Annotated in this window: 18 protein-coding genes and 1 pseudogene; 7 read left to right on the forward strand and 12 right to left on the reverse strand. The window is 61.8% G+C overall.

What is annotated here, in order from left to right:
• Positions 1-129 precede the first annotated feature (129 nt).
• Both AB5Y53_RS12690 and AB5Y53_RS12695 read right to left on the reverse strand, forming a co-directional pair.
• Entirely contained in the window at positions 130-1515 is a 1386-nt protein-coding gene (locus tag AB5Y53_RS12690; RefSeq protein WP_052816044.1) for an ATP-binding protein, read from the reverse strand.
• Between the two features lie 7 nt (positions 1516-1522).
• Complete coding sequence (locus AB5Y53_RS12695) at positions 1523-2245, reverse strand: response regulator (protein ID WP_113979195.1); 723 nt, start codon at positions 2243-2245, stop codon at positions 1523-1525.
• 199 nt (positions 2246-2444) lie between these two features.
• Between AB5Y53_RS12695 and AB5Y53_RS12700 the strand changes: the two genes are divergently transcribed.
• Positions 2445-2801 carry a hypothetical protein gene (locus tag AB5Y53_RS12700; RefSeq protein WP_010675900.1) on the forward strand — a complete coding sequence of 119 codons (357 nt, stop codon included), beginning with the start codon at positions 2445-2447 and terminating at the stop codon, positions 2799-2801.
• 329 nt (positions 2802-3130) lie between these two features.
• Positions 3131-5125 carry a methyl-accepting chemotaxis protein gene (locus AB5Y53_RS12705; protein ID WP_039040120.1) on the forward strand — a complete coding sequence of 665 codons (1995 nt, stop codon included), beginning with the start codon at positions 3131-3133 and terminating at the stop codon, positions 5123-5125.
• A gap of 62 nt (positions 5126-5187) precedes the next feature.
• On the opposite strand, the gene AB5Y53_RS12710 is transcribed toward AB5Y53_RS12705, so the two are convergent.
• Complete coding sequence (locus AB5Y53_RS12710) at positions 5188-5601, reverse strand: hypothetical protein (protein ID WP_010675902.1); 414 nt, start codon at positions 5599-5601, stop codon at positions 5188-5190.
• Positions 5602-5731: 130 nt separating this feature from the next.
• Positions 5732-6733 (reverse strand): sensor domain-containing diguanylate cyclase, encoded by a 1002-nt coding sequence (locus AB5Y53_RS12715; RefSeq protein WP_048209682.1) that lies wholly within the window; start codon positions 6731-6733, stop codon positions 5732-5734.
• A 387-nt stretch (positions 6734-7120) separates the two neighbouring features.
• Here AB5Y53_RS12715 and glnK point away from each other — a divergent pair, with 387 nt between their 5' ends.
• On the forward strand, positions 7121-7459 hold the full coding sequence (gene glnK / locus AB5Y53_RS12720; protein WP_039040122.1) for a P-II family nitrogen regulator: 339 nt from the start codon (positions 7121-7123) through the stop codon (positions 7457-7459).
• Between the two features lie 25 nt (positions 7460-7484).
• Positions 7485-8726, forward strand: a complete 1242-nt coding sequence (locus AB5Y53_RS12725) for an ammonium transporter (protein WP_042864817.1) — start codon at positions 7485-7487, stop codon at positions 8724-8726.
• A 59-nt stretch (positions 8727-8785) separates the two neighbouring features.
• On the opposite strand, the gene AB5Y53_RS12730 is transcribed toward AB5Y53_RS12725, so the two are convergent.
• Entirely contained in the window at positions 8786-9700 is a 915-nt protein-coding gene (locus tag AB5Y53_RS12730) for an AraC family transcriptional regulator (protein ID WP_368182206.1), read from the reverse strand.
• A 75-nt stretch (positions 9701-9775) separates the two neighbouring features.
• Between AB5Y53_RS12730 and AB5Y53_RS12735 the strand changes: the two are divergent.
• Positions 9776-9862 (forward strand): annotated as a pseudogene (locus tag AB5Y53_RS12735) (VOC family protein); the annotation flags it as partial.
• Between the two features lie 54 nt (positions 9863-9916).
• On the opposite strand, the gene AB5Y53_RS12740 reads toward AB5Y53_RS12735, so the two are convergent.
• Entirely contained in the window at positions 9917-11098 is a 1182-nt protein-coding gene (locus AB5Y53_RS12740) for an SGNH/GDSL hydrolase family protein (RefSeq protein ID WP_368182208.1), read from the reverse strand.
• A gap of 29 nt (positions 11099-11127) precedes the next feature.
• Positions 11128-11697 (reverse strand): TetR/AcrR family transcriptional regulator, encoded by a 570-nt coding sequence (locus AB5Y53_RS12745; protein WP_368182209.1) that lies wholly within the window; start codon positions 11695-11697, stop codon positions 11128-11130.
• Positions 11698-11947: 250 nt separating this feature from the next.
• Between AB5Y53_RS12745 and AB5Y53_RS12750 the strand changes: the two genes are divergently transcribed.
• Entirely contained in the window at positions 11948-12913 is a 966-nt protein-coding gene (locus AB5Y53_RS12750) for an alpha/beta fold hydrolase (protein ID WP_368182211.1), read from the forward strand.
• Between the two features lie 265 nt (positions 12914-13178).
• Positions 13179-13577 (forward strand): VOC family protein, encoded by a 399-nt coding sequence (locus AB5Y53_RS12755; RefSeq protein WP_139736799.1) that lies wholly within the window; start codon positions 13179-13181, stop codon positions 13575-13577.
• A gap of 418 nt (positions 13578-13995) precedes the next feature.
• Here AB5Y53_RS12755 and AB5Y53_RS12760 read toward each other — a convergent pair whose 3' ends face one another.
• The 5 genes from AB5Y53_RS12760 to recC form a co-directional block, all read right to left on the reverse strand.
• Complete coding sequence (locus AB5Y53_RS12760) at positions 13996-14451, reverse strand: hypothetical protein (RefSeq protein ID WP_134997310.1); 456 nt, start codon at positions 14449-14451, stop codon at positions 13996-13998.
• Positions 14452-14621: 170 nt separating this feature from the next.
• On the reverse strand, positions 14622-16100 hold the full coding sequence (dgt, locus tag AB5Y53_RS12765; protein WP_368182212.1) for a dGTPase: 1479 nt from the start codon (positions 16098-16100) through the stop codon (positions 14622-14624).
• A gap of 36 nt (positions 16101-16136) precedes the next feature.
• On the reverse strand, positions 16137-18188 hold the full coding sequence (gene recD, locus AB5Y53_RS12770) for an exodeoxyribonuclease V subunit alpha (protein WP_368182213.1): 2052 nt from the start codon (positions 18186-18188) through the stop codon (positions 16137-16139).
• 8 nt (positions 18189-18196) lie between these two features.
• Complete coding sequence (gene recB / locus AB5Y53_RS12775) at positions 18197-21811, reverse strand: exodeoxyribonuclease V subunit beta (RefSeq protein WP_368182214.1); 3615 nt, start codon at positions 21809-21811, stop codon at positions 18197-18199.
• Complete coding sequence (gene recC / locus AB5Y53_RS12780) at positions 21811-25167, reverse strand: exodeoxyribonuclease V subunit gamma (protein ID WP_368182215.1); 3357 nt, start codon at positions 25165-25167, stop codon at positions 21811-21813. The genes recB and recC overlap by 1 nt, the downstream gene beginning before the upstream one ends.
• Positions 25168-25331 lie beyond the last annotated feature (164 nt).

The raw sequence follows: 25331 nt of genomic DNA on the forward strand, positions 1-25331 counted from the left end.
TTGAAAAAACCCGCTTCGGCGGGTTTTTTGTTGCCCGTTTCCGGGTGGCCGACCTGTTGCCCTGCTTCCCTCCCACCACGGGGAGCAAAAAGGGCACCCTGGTGGTGCCCCATTTCCTGGTCAGGTTCCTTACAGGGGCAGGCTGATCCGCGCCTCCAGCCCCCCCTCCTCGCGATTGTGGAGGCTGAGCTCACCGCCGTGCTGGTGCACCAGGGTGCGGGCGATGGCGAGCCCCAGTCCCACACTGCCAGACTCGGTGTTGCGGGCTTCATCCAGGCGCACGAAGGGCTTGAACACCTCCTCCAGCTGACTCTCCGCAATCCCCGGCCCCTGATCGCGAACCAGGATCAGCAACTCGCCGTCACCGCGCACCAGAGAGACCTCGGCCCCCCCTGCGTACTTGATGGCGTTGCCGATGAGGTTTTGCAGCACCCGGCGCAGGGTGTTGGCGCGGCAGGCGTAAACCTGCTTGCCCTCGGCCAGGCAGGTGACGGGCTGGCCCATGTCGGCATAGTCGTCACACAGGCTCTCCAGCAGGCTGACCAGATCCAGCTCCCGGGTCGCCTCCTGCTGCCCCTCCTCCCGGGCAAAGCTCAGGGTCGCCGCCAGCATCTGCTCCATCTGCTGCAGGGTCTGCTGGAAGCGATCCTTGTCTTCCCCGTCCGCCAGAAACTCGCTGCGCAGCCGCAGGCTGGTGATGGGGGTGCGCAGGTCGTGGGAGATGGCGGCCAGCATCCGGGTTCTGTCCTGCACGAAGCGATCGAGCCGGGTGTGCATCCGGTTGAAGGCCTGAATGGACTCGCGGATCTCGGTGGGCCCCTCCTCACGCAGGGGCTCGATGTCCTCACCACGCCCCAGCCTGTCGGCGTTGGCCGCCAGTTGCTTGAGGGGACGGGTCGCCCGGCGGAACAGCCAGATCATCAGGCCGATCACCAGGCTCGCCACCAGCAGCAGGTTGAGGGTGGTCTGCCAGGACCAGCTCGCCGTCTCCTTGTCCACCAGGGAGCTGAACTGAAGCCAGCCGCCGTTGGGCAGTTCGATGGAGCCGTAGAGCCGCATGTCCTGGGGCGGCGGCATGCCGTTGCGATCCTTCATCATGCGGTTGTGGTGCTGCCAGGCCCGGCTGCGCTGGATGTCCTGCTTCAGCTCGGCGCTGATCTCCACCGCCAGGGAGGATGGATAGCCGAGCTTGGCCCGCACCAGCTTCTCGAAGCGGGGGCTGCGGTTGTCCGGCTGCAACGGCTCGTCGGCCAGACGCAGCAGCAGGGTCTCGCTGCGGCTCGCCTTGAGGATCTCGTGATAGAGGGAAGGAGGGGAGAGGGAGAGCAGGCGCACCACTGAGATGATCCGCTGCATGGCGTTGCGGCTGTTGACGTAACCGAGGGCCTCCTCCCTGTCCGAACGGTAGATCTGGATACTGAGCAGCTGGATCAGCACCAGCCCCGCCAAGGCCACCAGCACTATCTGGCCGGTCAACCCCTTGGGCAGCAGCCTGGCGAAGACGCGCTTGATCATGTCGTCCTCACTCCTGGGTCACGTCGGCGGCGAACAGGTAACCGCCACCCCAGATGGTCTTGATGAGCTCGGGATTCTTGGGATCCCGCTCCAGCTTGCGCCGCAGTCGGCTCACCAGGGTATCGATGGCGCGATCGAAGGCCACCGCCTCCCGGCCACGGGCCAGATCCAGCAACTGATCCCGGCTCAGCACCCGCTGGGGCCGCTCCAGAAATACCTTGAGCAGATCGAACTCGGCGGTGGAGAGGCTCATCCCTACCCCCTCCTCGTCCACCAGCTCACGGCGATTGACGTCGAGCAGCCAGCGATCGAAGCGCAGATCCCGGGTCAGGGTCTCCGGCACGGGCAGGCTCTCCGCCTGGGTACGGCGCATCACCGCCTTGATGCGGGCCAGCAGCTCCCGCGGGTTGAACGGCTTGGAGAGGTAGTCGTCCGCCCCCATCTCCAGGCCGATGATGCGGTCCGTCTCCTCCCCCATGGCGGTCAGCATGATGATCGGCAGGCGGGATTTGGCCCTGAGCTCGCGGCACAGGGTGAGGCCATCCTCCCCCGGCATCATCAGATCCAGCACCAGCAGGTCGAACTCCCGCTCATCCAGCAGCCGCTTCATCTCCTTGCCATCGCGGGCGCAACTGACGCGCATGCCATGCTGCTCCAGAAAGCGCTTGAGCAGATCGCGGATCTCGCTGTGGTCATCGACCACCAGAATATGAGGGCTGCCTTGGTTCATCTTCATCTCTCCGTTATCGGGCTGGGGCGATTATACGAAAATCAACCGGGCGGGTTGTGTCAAAGTGTGCCAGCACGCCCCTGTGCCACACTCTGCTACAAAATAGGCCTCTACTGGCAAATTTCAGACACTTCCACGGTGTTTACTGGATACCAAGGCGAAAGAGCCTCTACCCGTACACATCCGACAGGAGTTACCCATGAAAAAGCTGACCAAGACCCTGCTGACCGCCACCCTGATCCTCGGCCTGCCGCTGGGCGCCTATGCCGCCAGCGAGGCGGTCTCCACCGCGCAACCGACCCAGGCCACGGCGACCGGTTGCCCCATGGACGGTACCGGCATGATGGGCGGCAAGCATCATGGCGGCCGCCACGACAAGATGGCCCGCATGAAGAACATGACCCCGGAGCAGATCCAGGCCCATCTGCAACAGCGCTACGACAAGATTGAAGATCCGGCCAAGAAGGCGGAGTTCGTGAAGAACCTTGGTCTGCGTGCCGACGGCATGATCAAGCATGCCGAGGTGATGAAGCAGTTCGCAGAAGCAAACCAGTAAATCGAAGTAATGAAGCCGTTTGCTGAAGCAGACCAGTAAGTCGAGATGATCAAGCAGTTCGCAGAAGCAAACCAGTAAGTCGACGTAATGAAGCGGTTTGCCGAAGCAGACCCGTGATCCGGCGGGGCCCTGCCCCGACACCGGCGAAAACGACAGGGTGGCGCAAGCCACCCTTTTTTGTCTCCACCCCCCAGTTTTTTCACCTTTTCCTGCCTGGCCGCATCATGTTATGTGAGCGATAACAAACGTTTCACTTTCGAAATAAATCATAATGGTCCCTCACACAACAGACGCGGGCACGATCCCGGGCACAGTGGACAGGAGTCGTTATGGGATGGAATCTGGGCACAATCAAGGGGCGCTATACCGCCGTTTTTCTGGGCTTCATGGCGCTGGTGTGCGCCCTGACGGTGATCGGCATCCAGATCTGGATCACCCCCGCCCTGCAAAAGGCGGGGGAGGAGAACGTGGCGCTGCGAGTCGGCGAGATAGCGACCGACATCCGTGACCAGCTCAACGGGGTGCAGACCCAGTCGCGCAGCATCACCCAGCTGGTGGCACAACTGCCGAGCGAGCAGATAGATGCCCAGCTCCCGGCCCTCATCGACCAATACGGCAACGGCATGGTCTTCGGTGGCGGCATCTGGCCCCTGCCGGACAAGCGGGAGGCGGGGCGCGCCAAGTTCAGCACCTTCTTCCACAGGGATGCGTCCAACGCCCTCATTCCCAATACCTACTGGAACTCGGCAGAGGCGCCCAACTATTTCGATCAGCCCTGGCACAAGGCCGGTCAGCAGGCGCCCCGTGGCGTCTGTGCCTGGGCCGCCGCCTACAAGGATGGCGCTAGCCAGCAGCCGAGAACCAACTGCGCCATGGGGATCTACCAGGATGGCGCCCTCTACGGGGTGTCGACCATAGACGTCACCCTGGGCTTCTTCAACGACCTGGTGGCCAAGAAAGAGCAGGAGATCGGCGGTCAGGTGATGATCATCGAGGCTGACGGCAAGATCCTGAGTCGCAATGCCCGTCTGACCGGGGATGTGGTGCTCGGCAACCTCTCCGCCCACGCCGACTATCCCTTCGCCCTCGCCATCAGCGGCCTGCTGGGCCAGGATGCGAGCAAGGGGCAGCTGCGCACCACCTTCCAGGATCAGGGTGAGGAACAGACCCTGCTGATGGAGGCCATCGAAGGGACCCCCTGGCTGCTGGCCGCCGCCCTGCCGACCCGCACCCTGACCCAGGACAGCCGGGATGTGCTCGCCACCCTGGCGAGCATCCAGCTCCCCCTGGCGGGGCTGCTGTTCGTGCTCATGGTGCTGGCCATCAGCCAGCTTGGCAGCCGCCTGCAGACCCTCAAGCTCAACATCGACGCCCTCAGCGCCGGCGACGCCGATCTGACCGCCCGCATCCAGGTCAAGGGGCATGACGAGCTGGACAACATCGCCCTGTCGGTCAACCGCTTCATCGCCTTCCTGCAACAAATGATGGTGCAGGTGACCGCCGCCACCGACCTCATCACCCGCGAGCTGGCCCAGCTCGATCAGCAGACCGGGCAGGCCAGGCGGATCCTGGGAGAACACGCCAGCGAAACCGATCAGGTCGTCACCGCCCTCAACGAACTCAGCTCCACCGCCGACAGCGTTGCCCGCCACGCCAACGACTCCGCCAGCTTCACCGAGGCCGCCAACGGTCAGGCGGCCAGCTCCCGCAAGGTGGTGGGATCAGCCTCCGCCAGCGTGGTGGCCCTCATCGACGAGGTGGATCTCGCCGCCGCCAAGGTGCTGGAGATGCAGGAAGATGCCCAGCAGATCGGCAGCGTGCTCGGGGTGATCGGCGGCATCGCCGCCCAGACCAACCTGCTGGCGCTCAACGCCGCCATCGAGGCGGCCCGGGCCGGTGAACAGGGCCGGGGCTTCGCGGTGGTGGCCGACGAGGTGCGTGCCCTCGCGGCACGCACCCAGAACAGCACCGCCGAAGTGGGCAGCATGTTGTCACGGCTCACCCAGGGGGTCGCCGAGGCCGTGGTCGCCATGGAGCAGACCAAGCGCAGTTGCCAGGCGGCGGCCGACACCACGGGGCAGGTCACCGGCGGCCTCGACACCATGGCCGACGCCGTGGTGCAGATCCACGATCTCAGCAGCCAGATCGCCACCGCTGCCGAGGAGCAGAGCCGGGTGACCGAGGAGATCAACCGCAACATGGTGAGCATTCGCGACATGCTGAACCTCCTGGTGGAGAACGGCGGCAACACGGAGCAGAGCGCCGCCACCCTGCTGGGGTCCAACCGCCAGTTGCTGGCCCTGGTGCACCGCTTCAAGGTGTGAGCCTGAACACCAGACAGCAAAAAGGGGCCCGCGGGCCCCTTTTTCATTCACTTTGCCAGGACTCAGGCCTTGTTGGCCAGGTTCAGGGTCTTCACGGTCTCGCCTTCGAACTTGATGACCACGTTCTTCTGGGCCACTTCGGAGTCTTTCAGCAGGGACTTGGTGGTCTCGGCCAGCAGCGGGGAGGCCTTGTTCAGAGCGTCCAGGTCATAGGTCCACACTTCCAGACCGGCGTCGGTCTTGGTGCTGGCCGGGGCGCCCAGCTTGTCCTTGATGGCCTGCTTGTTGGAGCCGCCTTCCTTGATGTCCAGGGCCTTCTTGATCGCTTCGTTGGAAGCGGTGTCCATGGCGTTGCCAGCCATCTCTTTGGCGGTACTGGTGACGCTGCTGGTCACGGTGTCGGTCAGGGAATCCATCAGGCCGGCGTGGGCAACCAGAGGCAGGGCGGTCAGGGCAATCAGCAAGGACTTTTTCATGAAGATACATCTCGCAAGAATGAAAAGAGCGCGCATGAAACCAGCGGGATGAATTGGAGTCAAGAAAATCCCTTGGTCAAGCCGTATTCGGGGGGGAAAAGCCCCGTAGCGGCTCCGACCAGTGCCCTTGTCAGCCGCTGAGCTGGTCCTTGCCCGCCAGCTTGGCCCGGTAGAGCGCCCTGTCGACCCGCGCCATCAGGTGGGACACCTGCTCGTCGGGGTCGGACTCCACCAACCCGAAACTCAAGGTCACGGGCTCGATCCCCTTGACCCTGGCATGGCTCAGGCGCTGCCTCAGCTTTTCGGCCACCACCCGGGCGTCGGGCAACCGGGTATTGGGAAGCACCAGCATGAACTCGTCACCCCCCCAGCGGGCCAGCAGATCGATCTCGCGGATGCAGCCCCGGGTCAGCTGCACGATATCGATCAGGGTCTGGTCCCCCACCCCGTGGCCATGGCGATCGTTGATCTGCTTGAAGTCGTCCACGTCCATGGCGATCACGGCAAAGGGCTCCTTGAAGCGCTTGGCGCGCTCATGCTCCAGCCGCACCGCCTGCTCCAGCCGATAGCGGCTGGCCGCGCCGGTCAGGGAATCCGTCTCCGCCAGGCGGCGGTTCTCCTCCACCTGGAACTGCAATGCCTGGTTGAGCCGCTCCAGTTCGGCGGTACGCTGTGCCACCTGCTGCTCCAGGGTGCGGTTTTGCAGCTCCAGCCGGGCGTAGAGTTCCCGCTGGGCGTGGATGTTGCGGTGTGCCCCCACCATCCTGGCGACACTGCCGTCGGGGTTGCGTGCGACGATGCGGCCGCAATCCGCCACCCAGAGGTAGTCACCGTTACGGCAACGGCAGCGGTACTCGGCCCGGTAGTCCGCCGCCCGCCCGCTCAGGCAGGCATCGAAGCTCTCCATGACCTGCGCCAGATCGTCCGGGTGGATCAGGTTCTCCCAGGTGAAGACGGTGTTGTCGAGGGAGTGGGGTTCATACCCCAGCATCTGATACCAGCCGGGATAGCGATGGACATAGCCGGTGTTGGCATTCCAGTCCCAGAGACCGTCGCTCACCACCTCCAGCATGCCGCTCATCACGGCCTCGTCGAGGGCCGGTTGCCTTGTCATCTCATTGTCATGCAGCATGAAAACCTTCCTTGTTCTGCTACTCGGTGCCACGGATCCGCTTGTTGACCTGGCGGGAAAACCGGGCCTGCCGGTCGAGCCTTCAAGGGGGCGACTGGCCTCGACACCCCGTCATGACGGGTTATCGGCCAGGTAGCCCTCTTGTTGAACAACAGTAGCAGCCCGCACACTTTTGAGTCTTGCGCGCCGTCACGCTCCCTTTCGTTCTTCTGCCGGCCAAGATTGCACCACGGCGGTGCACACCTTTGGCGCAGCCCTGCCCATATTGGGCAAGCCTCGCTGACCAGGGTTGCGATTAATAAGTAAGTCTATGAATAAAAAGAAAAATACTTTTCTGGCGCAATATTTGCCTTTATCTGGGTGAACCACAAGGATTGGGGATATTGCATGAAATTAATCACCGCCATCATCAAGCCGTTCAAACTCGACGACGTGCGCGAAGCCATCGCCAGCCTCGGCGTCGAGGGGCTGACGGTTTCCGAGGTCAAGGGGTTTGGCCGCCAGAAGGGGCACACCGAGCTGTACCGGGGTGCCGAATACCAGGTGGATTTCCTGCCCAAGGTAAAGCTGGAGATCGCCACCCTGGCCGACAACGTCGAGCAGATCATCGAAGCCATCAGCAAGGCCGCCCACACCGGCAAGATAGGTGACGGCAAGATCTTCGTTTATGACCTGCAGGCCGCCGTGCGCATCCGCACCGGCGAGACCGACGCAGACGCCCTTTGATACGACTGGAACTGAGGAATACGACATGGAAGAGTTGATCACATCCGTCAGCGAGCTGCGCTATGCACTCGACACCTTCTACCTGCTGATCTCCGGCGTGCTGGTCATGTGGATGGCCGCCGGGTTCGCCATGCTCGAAGCCGGCCTGGTCCGCGCGAAGAACACCACCGAGATCCTGACCAAGAACATCCTGCTCTATGCCATCGCCTGCATCATGTTCCTGCTGGTCGGCTACAACATCATGTACGTGGATAACAGCGCCGGCGGCTGGCTGCCGAGCTTTGGCAGCCTGATGGGCAGCCAGGCGGACGACGCGGGCCACTCCCTGCACTCCGACTTCTTCTTCCAGGTGGTGTTCGTCGCCACCGCCACCTCCATCATCTCAGGTGCGGTGGCAGAGCGGATGAAGCTCTGGTCCTTCCTGCTGTTCTGCGTGGTGATGACCGGCTTCATCTACCCCGTGGAAGGCTACTGGAGCTGGGGTGGTGGCTTCCTGAAAGAGGCGGGCTTCTCCGACTTCGCAGGCTCCGGCATCGTCCACATGGCGGGCGCTGCCGCTGCCCTGGCCGCCGTGCTGCTGCTCGGCCCCCGTCGCGGCAAATATGGCAAGCAAGGGGAGATCTACCCCATCCCCGGCTCCAACCTGCCGCTCGCGACCCTGGGCACCCTGATCCTCTGGATGGGCTGGTTCGGCTTCAACGGTGGCTCCCAACTGGCGCTCTCCAGCGCCGCTGACGCCACCGCCATCGGCACCGTGTTCGTCAACACCAACGCCGCCGCGGCCGCCGGTGTGGTCGGCGCCCTGCTGGTCAGCAAGCTCACCTGGGGCAAGGCGGATCTCACCATGATCCTCAACGGCGCCCTCGGCGGTCTGGTCGCCATCACCGCCGACCCGGCCTCCCCCAGCCCGCTGTTCGCCAGCCTGATCGGCGCCCTGGCCGGTGCCCTGGTGGTCTACGCCATCGTCGCCTTCGATCGCCTGAAGATCGATGATCCGGTCGGTGCCATCTCGGTACACGGCGTCTGCGGCCTGTTCGGCCTGATGGTGGTGCCCTTCTCCAACACGAGCGCCACCTTCGGTGCCCAGTTGCTGGGTGCTGCCACCATCTTCGGCTGGGTCTTTGTCGTCTCCCTCGTGGTCTGGAGCCTGCTCAAGGCCACCATGGGCCTGCGGGTCAGCGAAGAGGAAGAGATGATGGGTGTGGATGTCCACGAGTGCGGCATCGATGCCTACCCCGAGTTCGTCAGCGTCAAATCCAGCATCTAAGCACGCCATCTGCTTGCGGGGCCCGGGGGACACCTCGGGCCCCGTTTTTTTGGGTGCCCTCAGCGCCCCTTGAAGGCGGGGTGATGCAACCGGCGATAGTGACTGGGCGCCAGCCCATGCTGGCGCTTGAAGGCGGTGGAGAAGTGGTATTCGTTCTTGAAGCCGCACTGCTCGGCCAACTGCTTCACCGGGTCGGCCCGGCTCGCCAGCAAGAGCGCCGCCCGCTGCAACCGCAACCGTTGCAGCAGCGCCATGGGCGCCAGCGCGAAATGCTGCTGACAGAGTCGATGGAGCTGACGCTCGGAGAAGTGCAGGGCGCCGGCCATGCGGGCTATGTCCCAAGGCTCGGTCAGCGCCTCTTTGAGCAGTAATTCGAGGCGCAGCGCCAGCCGCTCGCCGCGGCTCTGTCCCTCTCCCTTTTGCAGCAGGCGGCGCAGGTAGAAACCGAGCTGCTCCACCAGCAGAGCGCTGAGCAGCGGGTCCTGATGGCGCTCCTGCTCCGCATAGAGGTTCTCGATCGTGCGCAGCAGGGTGGCCTGCTGGGAGGTGCAGCCGAGCCGGGGGTGGCTGGCGAAGGCATCCCAGGGGGAATCCTTGTGCAACAGCAGCCACACCAGCTCCCACTCACCACCCTTATTCACCTGCTGGTTCAACGTCTCATTAAGCTGCTCACTCAACTGCTCACTAAGCTGGTAGCAGAGCGGCTCCCCGGCCGGGATCAGCGCCCACTCCCCGACCTGCAACCGCTCGCGGCGATCCCCCACCTGCACCTCCCCCTCGCCCCCCAGGGTGAGCAGGAAGCAGTGCACGTCTGTGAGGCGGCGCGCGATGCGATAGCGGCTCTTGAGGCGGGAGTAGCCCGCCAGCCACACCTGCTCCTGTGCGAGGGCCGGCAGCAGGCTGTCACAGCAGATCTGCTCGCGGCAGTCGGGGGAGACGTCAATGACTTCAAGATTGGCAGTTTCAGACATCATCAGGACGGGCTCAGCCATGTCGAAGGGACAGGCCCCAGCATAGCATCAAGGGCATCAAGTCACAGGAGACCAGCCATGCATATCCATCACGTCGCCATCTAGGCGCAGGATCTGGAGGCACTCAAGGCATTCTACTGCTCCCTGTTTGGCGGGCAGAGAAATGTTGCGACGCCCCGCCAAAATGGCGGGGCGCTTGATGCCACCGGGAAAAAACGGTCAATCCGCCCGGATGACGGTCAGCGGCACTGACTGCGCGACCCGCAGATGCCCTGCAAGATTGAGATGAAGGTGATCACCGACATCATATTGCGCGCTGAGCTGCCAACTGCATTCTGGATCCCGCACCAGCAGGTCGCTGTCAATCACGGCATCAAATTCCCCGCTGGTACGCATCCAGTGATTCACCGCCTGCCGGACAGCCTCTTTTTCAGGCTCATAAAAGTGCTCAATACCATACTCACCGGTTCCCCGCAGCGGCACCAGGGTGACGCCTGTCATACGGATATGGTATTGCCGCGCCATCTGCAGTAATTGCCGATAGCCGTTGATCAACACGGCTGCCGCCGGCACCGGGTGGTCCGGATCCAGTGCCGTGCCCGCCAACCCGATATCGTTCAGCCCGACCTGCACGATACAGCCAGTGACACCGGGCTGCTCAAGCACATCACGCTCGAAACGCGACAAGGTGGCGATGCCGACGCCGTCTTTCAGCAACCGGGAACCCGACTGCCCGGCATTCACCACCGCAATATTGTCGGCAACAAGGCGCTCTGCCAAAAAGTCGGTCCAACGGCCATAGCTGTCCATCTCCACGCCGTTCCCATCCACCATGGAGTCGCCGATGACGACCAGAGTGCGGCACGCGGCTTTGGGCTGAACCTGGACACTTTCAACCAGAAGGCGGGAACTGATTTTCTGACCATCAAAGGCCGCTTCCCTGATGGCCTGATTACCCGGTTCAAGCAACGAAAAATGACGGGCATCCCAATGGAAGGTATTGAGCGGGATCTGTTCCGGCAGATAGGTCCGCAGAGTGATCAGCGACAACGAGGGAATATCCAGTGGTATTTCATCACTGCACAGCGTGCCCCCCGCTGGAATTATCGCGCCGCTTTGCCCGTTGAAGGTAACAGGCAGGGCACCGCACAGATCAGACACGGAAATATAGCTCTCGCCTATTACCAGCGGCTGCGTACCATAGCGGTTGGAAAAGATCAGCCGCAGCTTTTGGCCGCCCAGGCTGATACGCAGTGTCTGCCTGAGTGTCTGATCACCATCGATAACCGGTATATCCGATGGAAACGGAAACGCCTCTCCCGACGCAGGCTGAGAGGTGGAAAGCCAGGTGCATATCCACTCCTCGCGCATCGGCGAGGCTGAAGGCACTGAATAGGACATCAGAAATTCTCCTGAAAGAAGCTACATATTCAATGCGCGGCCGGCGGGGCCGTCATGACATCGAAACCCTGCATGGCGATATCCGTCACTGCCATCAGACGCGCCCGGCTGACGCCATCCCGGGCCTGGATGGAGATCCCGTGAAACACGGTCGCCACATAATCCCCGAGCGCCTGTACATCGGTGCTTTCCGGCAGATCGCCGCACTGAACGCCTTGCCGGATGCGCTCTACGATGCCGTCAACCCGCTCCCGGCGGTAACCGGCCAGCCATGCCATGATCTCTTCGTTTTCCCGGCCATAGTTGGTCAGCGACAACACCACCATGCAGCCCTGAGGCCGATCGTCACGGGTGTAGGCGTCGACCGCGTTCACCAGCAGTTGCCTGACAGCCTGGCGGGTATCCGGCTGTGACAGGGCGGCGTCAGCAAAGGCCCCCTCTTCGGCCAGATAAAGCGCGATCGCCTCACGGAAAAGATTTTCCTTTGAGCCGAATGCGGCATAAATACGGGCAGACGCAATCCCCAGTGCAGCCACCAGATCAGACAGGGAAGTCCCTTGGTAGCCACGCTGCCAGAACACCTGTTTTGCTATGTGCAATGCCTCTTCACGATCAAATTCTCTTGGTCTACCGGCCATATCATCCTCTGCCCATCAGTCATTTCAGACAAAGGCTACCAGTTCATTGTCGACTAACAAAGAATTATTTTTTGGTGATTGACAAAGATTGCAGCGCCCTCTTACCCTATTCGCTGTTGATCGACAAACAATAGACGCCATCGCAGCTGACATGCGCCTTGCCTATGGCCTTCTGCGGGGATTTTTTATAGATAATTCAGATGGAAAGAGTATGAATACATTCTTCATCAGGGCATGTCTGGCGGCAGCCATGCTGTTCACATTGCAGGGCACTGCCGTCGCGGCAGATGCACAACGCCCGGCAGTGGCATCGGCAACCACGCAGGTCAACGAGGCCGATTTTCAGCATCACTATGTCAAGGTTGCGGGGCAGAAGATCCATTATGTGACGGCGGGAAAGGGAGAGCCTGTGTTGCTGATCCCGGGCTGGCCGCAGACCTGGTATGCCTGGCGTCATGTGATGACCGGACTCGCCGCCGAAGGCTATATGGCGATCGCGGTTGATCCGCCGGGAACCGGTTATTCCGATCGGCCGAACGGGGGTTATGATACCGGGGCCGTGGCGACCACATTGCATAAGCTGATGAATCAGCTCGGTCATAAGCAATATTCGGTTGTCGGTCACGACATCGGCATGTGGGTCGGTTATGCCCTGGCCAGTGACTATCCTGCGGACATCAAGAAAATCGCATTGACCGAAGCGGTTATTCCGGGCCTGGCGCCGGCCCCCTCCATCTTCGTCGACCCGCAGGACAATATTTTCCTCTGGCACTTCATGTTCAATCAGCTACAGGACTTGCCGGAAACACTGACGGCCGGCAAAGAGCGGGAATATCTGACTTTTATTTTTGACCACTGGTCTTATCGTCGTGATCGCGTCGCCGCACAAACCTATATCGATGCTTATTCTTCCCCTGGCGGACTGCGGGCAGGCTTCGCCTATTACCGGGCGATCCCGCAAACCATCGCGCAAAATAAACTGCGGGCAGAGAAAAAACTGCTGATGCCGGTGCTGGCAATAGGTGCGGATCATGCCACCCGTGATGCCCCCCAGCAGACCATGCAGGGACGAGCGGTGAATTTGCAGGGCGCCATGCTCGGTGAATGCGGTCACTTCGTCACGGAGGAGTGCCCGGAGCAGCTGATGACGGTATTGCTGCCATTCTTGAGAAAATAATACGGCGCTGATCTTCAGGTGCTATCAAAGCAGGCCTCCGACTCGGGGGCCTGCTTCTTTATGGCCGACATCAGCAGCCCGTGAATGTTCGTGTCACAGCGGCTCAGCGTGGCACAGTCGACACTCGGCACTCACCCGCTCTCTGCTGCGCCCCCATCGACTGAGCATGGTTGGCAGTTTCAGACATCATCAAGACGGGCTCAGCCATGTCGAAGGGGAAGGCCCCGGCATAGCATTGTGGGCATCGAGTCACAGGAGACCAGCCATGCACATACATCACGTCGCCATCTGGGCGCAGGATCTGGAGGCACTCAAGGCATTCTACTGCTCCCTGTTTGGCGGGCAGGCCAATGAGCGCTACCACAACCCGAGCAAGCAGTTCAGCTCCTACTTCGTGCGTTTCGAAGGGGGCGCCAGCCTGGAGCTGATGCACACCCCCATCCTGTTCCCGGCAGATCTCCATCTGCCGCACCCGTTGCAGGGGCTGGCCCATCTCGCCTTCTCCCTCGGCAGCGTGGATGCGGTGGACCAGATGACCGCCCGCCTCAAGCTGCTCAAGGGCGCCGAGGTGAAACACCTGGACGGCCCCCGCTGGACCGGTGACGGCTATTACGAGAGCACTTTCCTGGATCCCGAAGGCAACCGGCTGGAGCTGACCATCTAATGGCTAAATGATCCCCTCACCCTGCCCTCTCCCAACGGGAGAGGGGATAAAGCGGCACCGGGGATATAATCGCCAGCCATGGCGATTCAATTGACGTAAAAATAGTCAGCCACGTAGGTTCGATTAGCGAAGCGTAATCGGACAGCGGTAACAGCATTGCTCCCTTCTCCCGTTTATTAAAAAAGGAGGAGAAGGGCTGGGGATAAGGAGCAGGAAAAAGAGAGTTCGCGGTAAACGTTGGGCTTCGCTCAACCACAACCGACACAGTGGTAGGTTGGCGCTGAGCCTGCGAAGCCCAATATACAAAACAGAATTAAAAGAACTTTAATTACGCCTTGTGATTTTGCCAAGGTCTATTTTATGTTTAATTTCCTCCCCCTTAACAGGGGGAGGTACGTTAAACAATCAATCTACAATATCATTTAATATGGATAAGTTCAGATAACATACCTATATATACAGGATACCTTTTGTATTGCATGGTATTATTTGACCACCTGAGTGATGATTGCCCACCAAGCAGACGATGACCAACCCAACGAGTGTCAATAATATTCCTACCTCCTCGTTGATTTAATAAAAGCAGACTCCCCATAAATTTCACCCAGACATCATGACTATCAAGAAGCTCCTTTCCATATAAATGCATGGAGCGGCCACTATCAAAGACAAAAAAATCCATATTCCATTGACTCATAAAGTCATTAATTACACCAAATATATCACTCGTAAACTTACTTATACCCAAATCTACCATAGGTATGTAACGTGATATATCATGATCAAAATACACTTTTGAATTTATAGCAAGCTCTTCTGATGGCCTCATGCATTTAATTTTATTATCTAACCAATCCGTGTTGACTTCAGACAAAACAACTCTGAATTCCTTGTGCGGATCAGACAAGGATGAGGGTATATATGTATATGTCTTCATTGATAGAAGAGTTAAATCAGATGAGAAGTGCTGACAATAGTTTCTAAGATGCTCTATGTATATAGATGCGGGATGTCGATTAACGTTTATTTTATTAACTGCCACGTTTAGCCCACCTTTATCCCGTTCAAAAGTTGATAGGTCTCCAAAGAGAATGCGTCTGTCATCCCTGCTATATAATCAGTAATCAAATGGCATCTTAAATTAAACTCAACCTTATCGCACACACCTTCATGCAAGGAGCGAACATATGCACGAACATGTTTATCAGATAAGAGGTTAAAAAGGCGAGTGCAAATAGCCATTTTTTTGTCGGCTTTTTTTTCCACAATTTTGATAAAATCATCCCGACTTAATTCAAGTAAAGGAGAAAATTTATCAAGCAGTCCATATATTATAGCGTACCCACCTAACTCCATTCTTTCTGCCTCAGCAGAGGTAAATATATACTTTCTGGTAAAGTCTTTTAGAATTTCCTGTAAATCATACACCAATGTGTGCTCTCTAATTAGAGCATCTACATTCCCATTCAAGTAATCATCAAATTTAACAAAGAAATCAAAAGCTACTAGCTTCACACTCAAGTTAGTTAATGTTGTTTTGAATAGTAGAAACTTATATTCAAGTTCTTCAGTACAGTCATTAAAGTTTTCATTATATTTGCTGATTATGTATTCGGCATCCTCTATATGGGACCTCAACTTTGGCAATTCAGAATAGACAGCCCCTACATCACGATCTCGTTCACAGAAATCATATATGGATTTCTTAATGTATTTGAAGAATAGTTCGTAAGAGACGATCCCCTTTTCAAATCCATCTTCAATATCACTAATACAGTAGGATATGTCATCTGCAGCTTCCATGAGGTATGCCAATATATGCCTACCAGATACCCCCAGATCAGTCTTTATTGCGCTAACAACTTTCTCTTCCGTTGAGAAATACCCCATTTTTTTATGATGTAACTTGTTACTTCCAACTGTATCATTAGAGGCTACATATTTTATGCATGCTGCCAGTTGAGATGTCGTCAAGTTTAAACCAAATGCATCAGTCCCCTGAAGCTTTGATATAATTCTCAGCCCTTGTGGGTTGCCATCAAAATGAATAAAATCATTATAGTTATAATCACTTTCAGATAAATTTACTTTCTTTTTACCCTCCAGTATTGCCTTGTTCTCTCCAAACCATGTTGAAATAGCGGACTCTCCAAAATGACCAAAGGGAGGATTACCAACATCATGTATTAAACATGCTGTTTCAACAGTTTTTCTTATCGCAACATCCTCATCTAATATAAATTTTAGATATGGATTTATAGCCTTTCCCTTGCTGAGTTCCTCACTTATCAACTCGACTATTTTTTGTACTAAGAATACACCTATATGAGCGACTTCCATTGAATGTGTGAGTCGGCTCCTTACAGCTGCATTATTTTCCAAAGAAAATACTTGAGCTTTCATCTGCAGCCGTCTAAATGATGCAGAGTAAATATATCTAGCATGATCACTTAATGAAATAGAGGGAAAGTCATCATATTTTTTCTCAGATGGTCTAAGCCTCATTTTTGATAATACTTTCATATTAAAATCTCCATGTTATTTATCAATAATAACTATTTAATCCAACCTCTGTGCCAATCCCGAATACCGCTCGGTCTTTTTCCGCACGGCCTGTGCCAGCAGGGCGCGATCGCCGTAGAGATCGAGCCGGGCCTTGGCGCGGGTGATGCCGGTGTAGACCAGCTCGCGGGTCAACAGGGGGCTGGGGCTGTCGGGCAGCACCAGCACGGTATGGGCAAACTCCGAGCCCTGGGATTTGTGGATGGTCATGGCGTAGACCGTCTCATGGGGCGGCAGACGGCTGGGCAGCAGGGCCCGCAAGGTGCCGTCCGGCTGCTCAAACCATACCTTGAGGCGGCCGGTGTCATCGGGCAGGCAGAGCCCCATATCGCCGTTATAGAGGCCGACCCCGTGGTCGTTGCGCACCACCATCACCGGGCGGCCCACATACCAGTCGCCGTCACGCTGGATCAGCCCTGCCTTGGCGAGGGCCAGTTCGAGCCGCTCGTTGAGCCCCGTCACCCCGAAGGGGCCGTCCCGCAGGGCGCAGAGGATCTGGAAGCCGTTGAACGCCTTGAACACCGCCGCCGGATCCTCGCCTGCCCGGGCCGCCTTGAGGTAGCTGCCATAACCGGCCACCCCCTCGGCAATCAGGGCGTTGTAAGCCTCCCCCGCCCAGGGGTGCAGGCGGATGTCGCCAAATCCTGCGCCCCAGACTGCCTCCACCGCCGCCCCGTCGCCGCTGTTGCAGGCTCGCGCCAACTGGCCGATGCCCGAATGCTGGTCAAAGCGCCAGCTCTTGGAGAGCAAACAGAGGCTGTCGCGCACGTTGGCCCCCGCCGGCGTGCCTTGCAGGCGATAGCCGGTCTGGCGGGAGAGCCAATGTGCCTGCGCGGGGCTGATGCCCTGTTCGATAAAGCTGCAGATATCCCCGAGCACGGCCCCTGCCTCCACCGAGGCGAGCTGATCCTTGTCGCCGAGCAGGATGAGGCGGGCGTGGCGGGGCAGCGCATCCAGCAGGCGCGCCATCATGGGCAGGTCCACCATGGAGGCCTCGTCCACCACCAGCAGGTCGAGGTGCAGCGGGTTGTCTCTGTGATGGCGGAACTGGCTGCGCCCGGGGATCACCCCGAGCAGCCGGTGCAGGGTGCCCGCCTCGGTGGGGATGGCCTGTACCCACTCGGGGGGCAGATCCAGGGCCTGCAGGGCAGCGCCGATACTCTCGGTCAGACGCGCCGCCGCCTTGCCGGTGGGCGCCACCAGCCGGATCGCCGGGGCCTTGCCCCCTTGCAGGCCGGTCTCCACCAGGATGGCGAGGAGCTTGGCCACCGTGGTGGTCTTGCCGGTGCCGGGGCCGCCGGAGATGACCGCGAAGGGGCGCGCCGCCGCCGTGGCCGCCGCCAGCTTCTGGCCGTTGCAGCAGAGCGCCTCGGGCACCAGGGTATCCAGCCGCTCCAGCTCGCTGGCCGCCTGGGCGCTTTTTAGCAGGGTCTCCACGGCGGGCCACTCCACCTCATGGGGGAAGACCAGATCCAGGTACTTCTCCACAAAGTGGCGGACGGAGAAATCCGGCGCGAGGCGGGCCTTGAGCAGGGCCCCGAACACCAGGCCGTAGTCGCGGGCAAAGAGGCGTGACAGGGCCGGGGCAATCTCCGGCCATTCGGCCCGTTCACTCAAGGCGCTAAGGTGGCGGGCCACCCCCAGCTCAAAGTCGTGGTAGCGGGTGAGGTAGAGGCGATCCCCCCAGAGTCGCAGGGGCCAGCGGGGGGCCTCTCCCTCCTCCTGTTCGCTCCCCACCAGGGGGCTGGCCGCAAAGAGGGCGGGCCAGCTCGCAGGATCCGCGAGATCCGCCAGCAGATCCCGGCTCTGATCCGGATCCAGCCCGAAGGGGCGCGAGGATCCCTGCCCGTCACCGCCCTGAGCGAGCATCGCCAGCGGCAGGCAGACATGGCCGCGCCCCAGCTCATGGCAGGCGAGTGCGGCCCCCAGCACCAGCTCGGGGCTGCCGCCAAGGTCGGCCACCAGCCAGGCAAATTGCAGGTCAAGCTGGCGGATGCGCCCCGCCAGCGCCAAGGCTTTCAGCCGCTCTATCATGGTTTCGCCCTTCATCTCGCCCCTCATGCCTCTGCCTTGTTCGATTTCTCTAAACGATGATCGTCAGACGTCACGCCTTTACTAAACAACTCGTCCAGCCCCAGCACCAGTTCCCGGCTGGGCCGGGCATGGAAAACGCCCCCTTGGGGCATGCCGCGCAGGAAGAGATAGAAGACCCCGCCAAAATGCCGGTCGAAATCGTAGCCCGGCAGCCGCAAGGCGAGCAGCCGGTGCAGCGCCAGCGAATAGAGCTGGTATTGCAGATCGTAGCGATGCTCGCGCATGGCCCGCTCCAGGGCCGGGCGGCCGTAATCGGCGGGGCTCATGCCAAGGTGGTTCGATTTGTAGTCGAGCAGATACCAGCGCCCCTGCCACTCGAACACCAGGTCGATAAAGCCCTTGAGCATCCCCTGCACGGTGGCAAAACCGAGCGGCTTGCCCCCCCGCGACAGGGGGTCGTGCTGCTGGCAGAGTGCGGTCAGCGCCGGTGCCGTCACCCGCCCCATGGGCAGGAAGAACTCCAGCTCCACCTGTTTGCGCTCGGGGGCCAGATCCCGCAGCCGCACCGGATCCTCAAGGCCGGTCTCAAGGGGAGTATCCAGCACCGCCTCCACCTGCTGTTGCAGCACGGTAGCCCAGCCTTCGTCGAACCCCTCCTGGGTCAGCAGGGCGGCGATGTGTTGTGCCAGCGACTCACCCCCCGCGTGCTCGAAGTCGATGGTCTCGAACAGGCTGTGGAGCAGGGTGCCGGGACGCGACCCCTTGGGGAAGGTGAAGATGGAAGGGGCGGGGGTCTCCTCATCCTGCACGGTGACGGCAGCCTCGGTGGCCACCTCGTCGTCGAAGCCGGGGTTGGCCAGCACCCCCTTGCCGTGGCCGTTGCCCTGGGCCGCGAGCCCGGAGTAGGAGCTGATCCACCAGTCCCGCTCAAGCTGCCCCTGGAACGCGCGCACGGTGGGCTCCCCCGGCGTGTCCGCTTCGGCGGGCAGCGGGGCCGGGCGGGTGAGCGAGGGCTCACCGACAGCCACCCCCGGCAGGGCCTGGGCCAGGTCGGTGAGGGCGGTCGCCAGTGTCCCGGCGTCCCCCTCCTCCCCCTTTTGCAGCAGGTAGCCGATGGCGGTGCGGTGCAGGTCGGTCTTCTCCGACTTGCCCGCCCCGGAGCGCACCGGCGCCAGCCCGAGCCAGGTGGCATAGACCCCCCGGGTCAGGGCCACGTAGAGCAGGCGCAAGTCTTCGGCGAGGCGCTCCTTGTCGGCCTCGGCCAGGGACGCCTCGGCACCGGTGAGATCGAGCACGGTGCGATTGCCCGCCTCCCCCGTTTCGTGGAACAGGGGGGTGTCGGCGGCGCGGTGGCTGCAAATGAACGGCAGGAAGACCAGCGGGTACTCCAGCCCTTTGGATTTGTGGATGGTGACGATCTGCACCAGCTTGCGCTCGGACTCCAGGCGAAGTATCTGCTCCCCGTCCTGGCCGTTGGGCTGGCTCACCGCCTCCCCGAGCCAGCGCAGCAGGGCGTACTCCCCGTCCAGCTCGCCGCTCGCCTGTTGCAGCAGCTCGCCGAGATGGAGGAAGTTGGTCAGCCGCCGCTCCCCGTAGGGGCTCGCCAGCAGGGAGGCGGCGAGGTTGCGCCCGTGCATCAGGGCCCGCAGCATGGCCAGCACCCCGTGGCGATGCCAGACCGCGCGGTATCCCATGAACTCCTGCACCGCGCTCTCCCAGGCCCGCTCGTCAGAGGCCAGCGCGTCCAGGGCCCTGGCATCGAGATCGAACAGGCCGGTGGCGAGCGCCGCCCTAAGGCTTCGCTCATCGCTCGGGTTCTGGCAGGCGTGCAGGATCAGCAGGATCTCCCGCGCCTCCACCTGGGCCAGCACGCTCTCGCGGTTCGACAGATAGACGGAGGCGATGGCAAGGCGCGCCAGCTCCTGCTGCACCAGCTTGCCCTCGGCGCCGGTGCGCACCAGCACGGCGATATCCCCGGCCCTGACCGGCTCGCTGCCGAGCATCGCCTTGCCCTCCCGGGCCAGCGTGAGCAGGCGATGGATCTCCGCCGCCGTGGCGCGGGCCATCCTGCTCTGGTACTCCCCCTTGTTGAAGGTGGGCTGACCGGTGAGCTGCCAGCAGTGCAGCACGGGGGCGGTCTGCCCCTCGATCAGCAGTGCCCGGCTCTTGCCCTGCGCCTCCACCGGCAGGAAGGGGATGTCCGCCTCGTAGATGAAGGGATCCTTCGCCCGCTCGAACAGGCCGTTGACCGCCGCCACCAGGGCGCGGCTTGAGCGCCAGTTGCGCCCCAGGGTGTAGTGGGCGCTCACATTTCGCCGCGCCTGGATGTAGGTGAAGATATCGGCGCCACGAAAGCCGTAGATGGCCTGCTTGGGGTCGCCGATCATCAGGAGCGCCGTGTCCTGGTGACCACCGTAAAGGCGATGGAAGATGCGGTACTGCTGGGGGTCGGTATCCTGGAATTCATCGATCATGGCGACCCGGTAGGTGGCGCGGATACGCTCGCACAGCCGCTCCCCCAGGCCCGAGCCGAGCGCCCCGTCGAGATCCCGCAGAAGATCGTCGAAGGAGAGCTGATGGGCCTGGCGCTTGCTCTCCTGCATCCGGCTGCGCACCACCCTGGCCGCCCGCTGCAAGACGAGATCCCGGATGCCGGGTCGGCTCGCCAGCAGGGCGTCTATCTCGCCAAAGAGCGGCAGGGTGGGCACCGCTCCCCCCTTCTTGAGGTTCTCCTCCAGCACCTGCTGGCCGAAGCGCTCCAGCTCCTTGGGCAGGACGTAGCCACTGGTCTCGTCCTGCGCCCAGTCGCCAATCTTGGCAAGCCACCCTTCGTAGTTCTTGCCGGTGTAGCGGCTGATCTGCCCCTCGGTCTGGCGGCGGATCTCGTCCGTCTGCGCCAGCCACCCGGCTTTCACCGCCCCGATGCGGGCCATGGCGACGCTGTGCCGCGCCGCCAGGGTCTCGTCCCCCGCCACCGGGCGGATCTCCAGCTCGTCGTTGTCGAGCCAGCTCCCCATCTCCCGCAGCAAGGCCGTGGGGCTCGGCCAGAGCCTTCGCACCGCCCGGGCCAGGGGCTGATCCACCGGATAGAACTCGGCGCGCCAGTAGTCACTCACCGCCTGCAGCCGGAGCCGGCTGTCGTCGGTCAAAAATTCGGTTTCAAAGAGGGCGCCCGACTCGAAGGCGTTCTGCCTGAGCATCCGCTGGCAGAAGCCGTGGATGGTGAAGACCGCCGCCTCGTCCATCTGCCGCTCGGCGGCCAGCAGGCGACGGGCCGCCAGGTCGTGATCCTCCACCTCCGCCAGCAGTTGGGCCAGCAGGGTATCCGTGCTGTGGCCGCGCATAAAGGCGAGGCGCGCCTCGTGGATGCGGGCGCGGATCCGCCCCCTCAGTTCGGCGGTGGCCGCCTCGGTAAAGGTCACCACCAGGATCTCTGTCACCGACAGGGGCCGCTCGTGGGCACAGGGCTGACCGGCGTCTCCCCCCTCCTCGCCTGCTTGTTCGATAACCGGGCCGTGGCCCAGCAAGAGGCGCAGATAGAGGCCCGCGATGGTATAAGTCTTGCCGGTCCCGGCGGAGGCCTCGATCAGCCGCTCGCCATAGAGGGGAAAACGCAGGGGATTGAGCGGGTTAGCCATTATTGCAACTCCTCCAGCGCCTGATGGAGCGGGGTCAGGTGTTCACGGGCCAGCCCCTGCAACTGGGCCAGCACCTCGTCATCGAGTTCCGGGAAGCAGCGGGCGACATAGACGTCCTGCCCCTCTCCCGTCACCATGTAGCCGCCGTTGAAGCGGGCAAGTGCCGCCTTGTCGGCCTCCTCCGGCTTTGCCGGATCCTTCTCGATCGCCCTGAGCCACTCCCAGGCAGTGCTCGGGAAGAAGGGCAGCGGCCGCTTCATCCCCTGGGTCCAGAGGGCCACCAGGGCCGCCAACCTGGGCCGCGCCTCGTCCGCCGCAAGCCTTGGCAGCCGCAGACTCTGTTTGGCATCGAACAGCAGGGTGTCGCCGGGGGCGCTGCTCAATGAGAGGCAAAGGTGCTGGATCCAGGCCAGCAGCAGATCCTTGCCGTTGAAGCCGCCGGGTTTGACCACCAGCGCTCGTCCCTTCTGGGTGTCTATCCAGCCCTGAAGCTGCCCCTGGGCCAGGGCGATGTCGATCTCCACCGCCTGTTTGTCCCCCGTCCAGGGGCGCAGCCGCGCCGCCAGCTTGCCCATCTCGCCGTCGATCTCCTCCAGCAGCAGGCTGCCAAACCACCCTTGCGGCAGCAGGCCGGAGAGTTGCAGCCGGTGGCGACGGGCCTCGCTCTCCCCTTCAGTCAGATGGGCATCCAGCAGCAGCGCCTTGAGCTGATAGTGCTGCAGGCCGTCCAGCTCGAAGGGCTCGCTGTCTTCGATGGTCGCCTCCTCCAGCTCGAACCACACCTTGAGGCGGCGGTTGAGGAAGTACCTGGCGGGCTGGCGATAGAAGCGCAGCAGCTCCGCCAGCTCCAGCCCCTGCTCCCTGCCCCACTCCGCGGGCAGGGGCAGATCGCCGCTCTGGAAGTTGGCGGCACCCCGCTCGGGGCTCAGGGCCGGCAGCCAGTCGGCGGCATAGGTGAAGAGACCGGAGCCGGGTTCGGGGTAAAAGTAGGCCGGGCTGTAGGGGGTGAGGGGGTGCGCCACGATCAGGTGTTCGAGCAGCCGCTGGCCCGAGGTGTCATCGTCGAGATCTTCATCCCCCGCCAGCACGAAGCCCTGGCGCACGTAGTCGATGAGCTCCGCCAGCAGCACGGAGGGCACCTTCTCGCTGTTGTCCTGGGGGCTGAACCCCTGATAGCTGATGTAGAGCCCCTGCTGGGCACTGAGGAGCGCCTCGAGGAAGAGGTAGCGGTCGTCATCCCGGCGGGATCGGTCCCCGCGCCGCGAGGCCACCGCCATCAGATCGAAGCCCATGGGGGGCAGGGTGCGCGGGTAGACGCCGTCGTTCATGCCGAGCAGGCAGACCTGGCGGAAGGGAATGGAGCGCATCGGCATCAGGGTGCAGAAGTTGACCTGACCGGCGAGGAAGCGCTGGCTGGAGCGGGACTCCCCCAGCACGCTGCCGAGGTAGTCCTGCAACAGGTCGGCACTGATGGCCTGCTCGAAGCGGGCCTCGCCGAGCTGGGCCTGCCAGTCGGTGAGCTGGCTGCGAATGAGCTGGAGCTGGCGCTCTTCATCCTCGTCGGCGAGGTAGAAACGCTCCAGCAGCGCCAGCAGGCAGGCGTGCCACTCGGCCAGCGGCTGCGCCTGTTGCAGCCGGGGCAGAAACTCCGCCAGGGAGTCGACGAACCAGGCGAGCTTGCCGAGGATCAGCCCCTGCTGCCCCTCGATGTCCGCATAGGGCAGGATCCCCGCCACCGGCTCCCCGTCCCCCATGGCAAAGCCCAGCAGCATGCGCCGCAGGCCGAACAGCCAACTGTTGCCGGACAGACGCGGCAGCGCGAAGCGCTCGGGATAGTCGTCATCCAGCCCCCAGCGGATGCCGGTCTCCTGCACCCAGCGCCGCAGCACGTTGAACTCGTCGTCGTCCAGCTCGAAGCGGCGCAGCACGGCGGGCACCTCCAGGATGGCGAGCAGCTCCCCCGCCCCGAAGCGGGCGTTCGGCAGCCTGAGCAGGGCGAGGAAACTTTGCAGCAGCGGGCTCTCCTGGCTCGCCGCCCGATCGGAGATCGCAAAGGGGATCTGGCCGCGGGCCCCGCCCCGCCCCTTGCCGCCCTCCTTGCCAAAGACGGCCTGGATGTAGGGGCCGTAGCTGTTGACGTCCGGCATCATCACCACCACGTCTTTGGGGGTGAGGGTGGGATCCTGCTCGAACAGGGCCAGCAGCCGGTCATGCAGCACCTCGAGCTCCCGCATGGGGCCGTGGCAGGCGTGGATCTGCAAAGTGCCGTCATCCAGGCTGACAGGGCTCTTGTGGTGGCTGGCATCGAGGTTGAACTCGCCGGCCCCCCGTTCCGCCAGCTCCAGCACGTCTTTCTGGATGGCCCGCAGCAAGGTGACCTTGCCCTCATCGTCGCGATCCTCGATGTCGACGAAGGCCTCGATCTGCGGCACCTCCAGCTCCATCAGCTGGTGCAGGTAGTCGCGCCCCAGCTTGCCCATGGAGGCGAGCAGCGGATTGGCAGGGCCCTGCAGGGTCTCGAGATCCGTGCCGGGCTTGAGCTTGTTTTCGAGGCGCGCCAGGGTCTTGCGATCGAGCAAGTCCCCCCAGTAGTAGCGGCAGGGGTTGGTCACAAACAGGTGTACCTCCACCTCGGGGCGGCTGCCGAGGGCCAGCAGGGCCTCCACATAGCGGGGCGGCAGGGCCGAGATGCCGAACACGAAGACCCGTTGCGGCAGCCTGCCCGGCAGATCCCGGGTGCGCTCCAGCTCGTGGATGAAGGCCTCGTAGAGGTTGGCGCGGTGGTAGCCGCTGGGGCTGAGGGCCAGGGTGCGGGCCACCAGCTCGCGCCAGAGCTCGGGCTGCCAATCCTGACCGCTCACCCCGGCCAGCTCCTGGCTCAATCCTTCCCCCTCTTCCCAGCGGGCGATCCAGTCCGGCCGGTAGACCAGATACTGGTCGAACAGATCCGCCACCTTCTGGCAGAGCTGCCAGAGCCGCACCTGCTCCGGCGCCGCCCCGTCACTGCCCCCCAGATAGGCCGCGAGGGGCGCAAAGGCGGGTCTGCCGAGCAGAGTGGGCAAAATGGTCATCAGGTGCCAGCTCATGGCCCCCTTGTTGTAGGGGCTCTGGCGGGGCACGTCCGCCAGCACCCGGGTGAACATCTCCCAGATGAAACTCGCGGGCAGGGGAAAGTCGATGTTGGCGGCGATGCCGAACGCCTTGGCCAGCTCCAGCTTGAGCCACTGGGCCATGCCGGGACTCTGCACCAGGATCTGCTCCCGATCGAAGGGGTGGGAGAGCGGAGCCTGCCGGATGCGGCTCACCAGCAGCTCCTTGAGCAGATCCAGCTGATTGGAGTGGTAGAGGGTAAACATGGACGACTCCCGCCAATTTCATGAAGAGGGGGTGCGCGGGGGGACACTCTCTGGCATTCCCGTCACGGCACGCGAATCGGGATTGTCGGGGATCGGGGGATAAGATGCAAAAGGCACTTGTGGCGTCCGGACTGCGCGCCGTCACACCGATGACATCCCCGGGA

It is taken from the genome of Aeromonas sp. R7-5, from assembly GCF_040908015.1.
GTDB classification, from domain to species: Bacteria; Pseudomonadota; Gammaproteobacteria; order Enterobacterales; family Aeromonadaceae; genus Aeromonas; species Aeromonas caviae.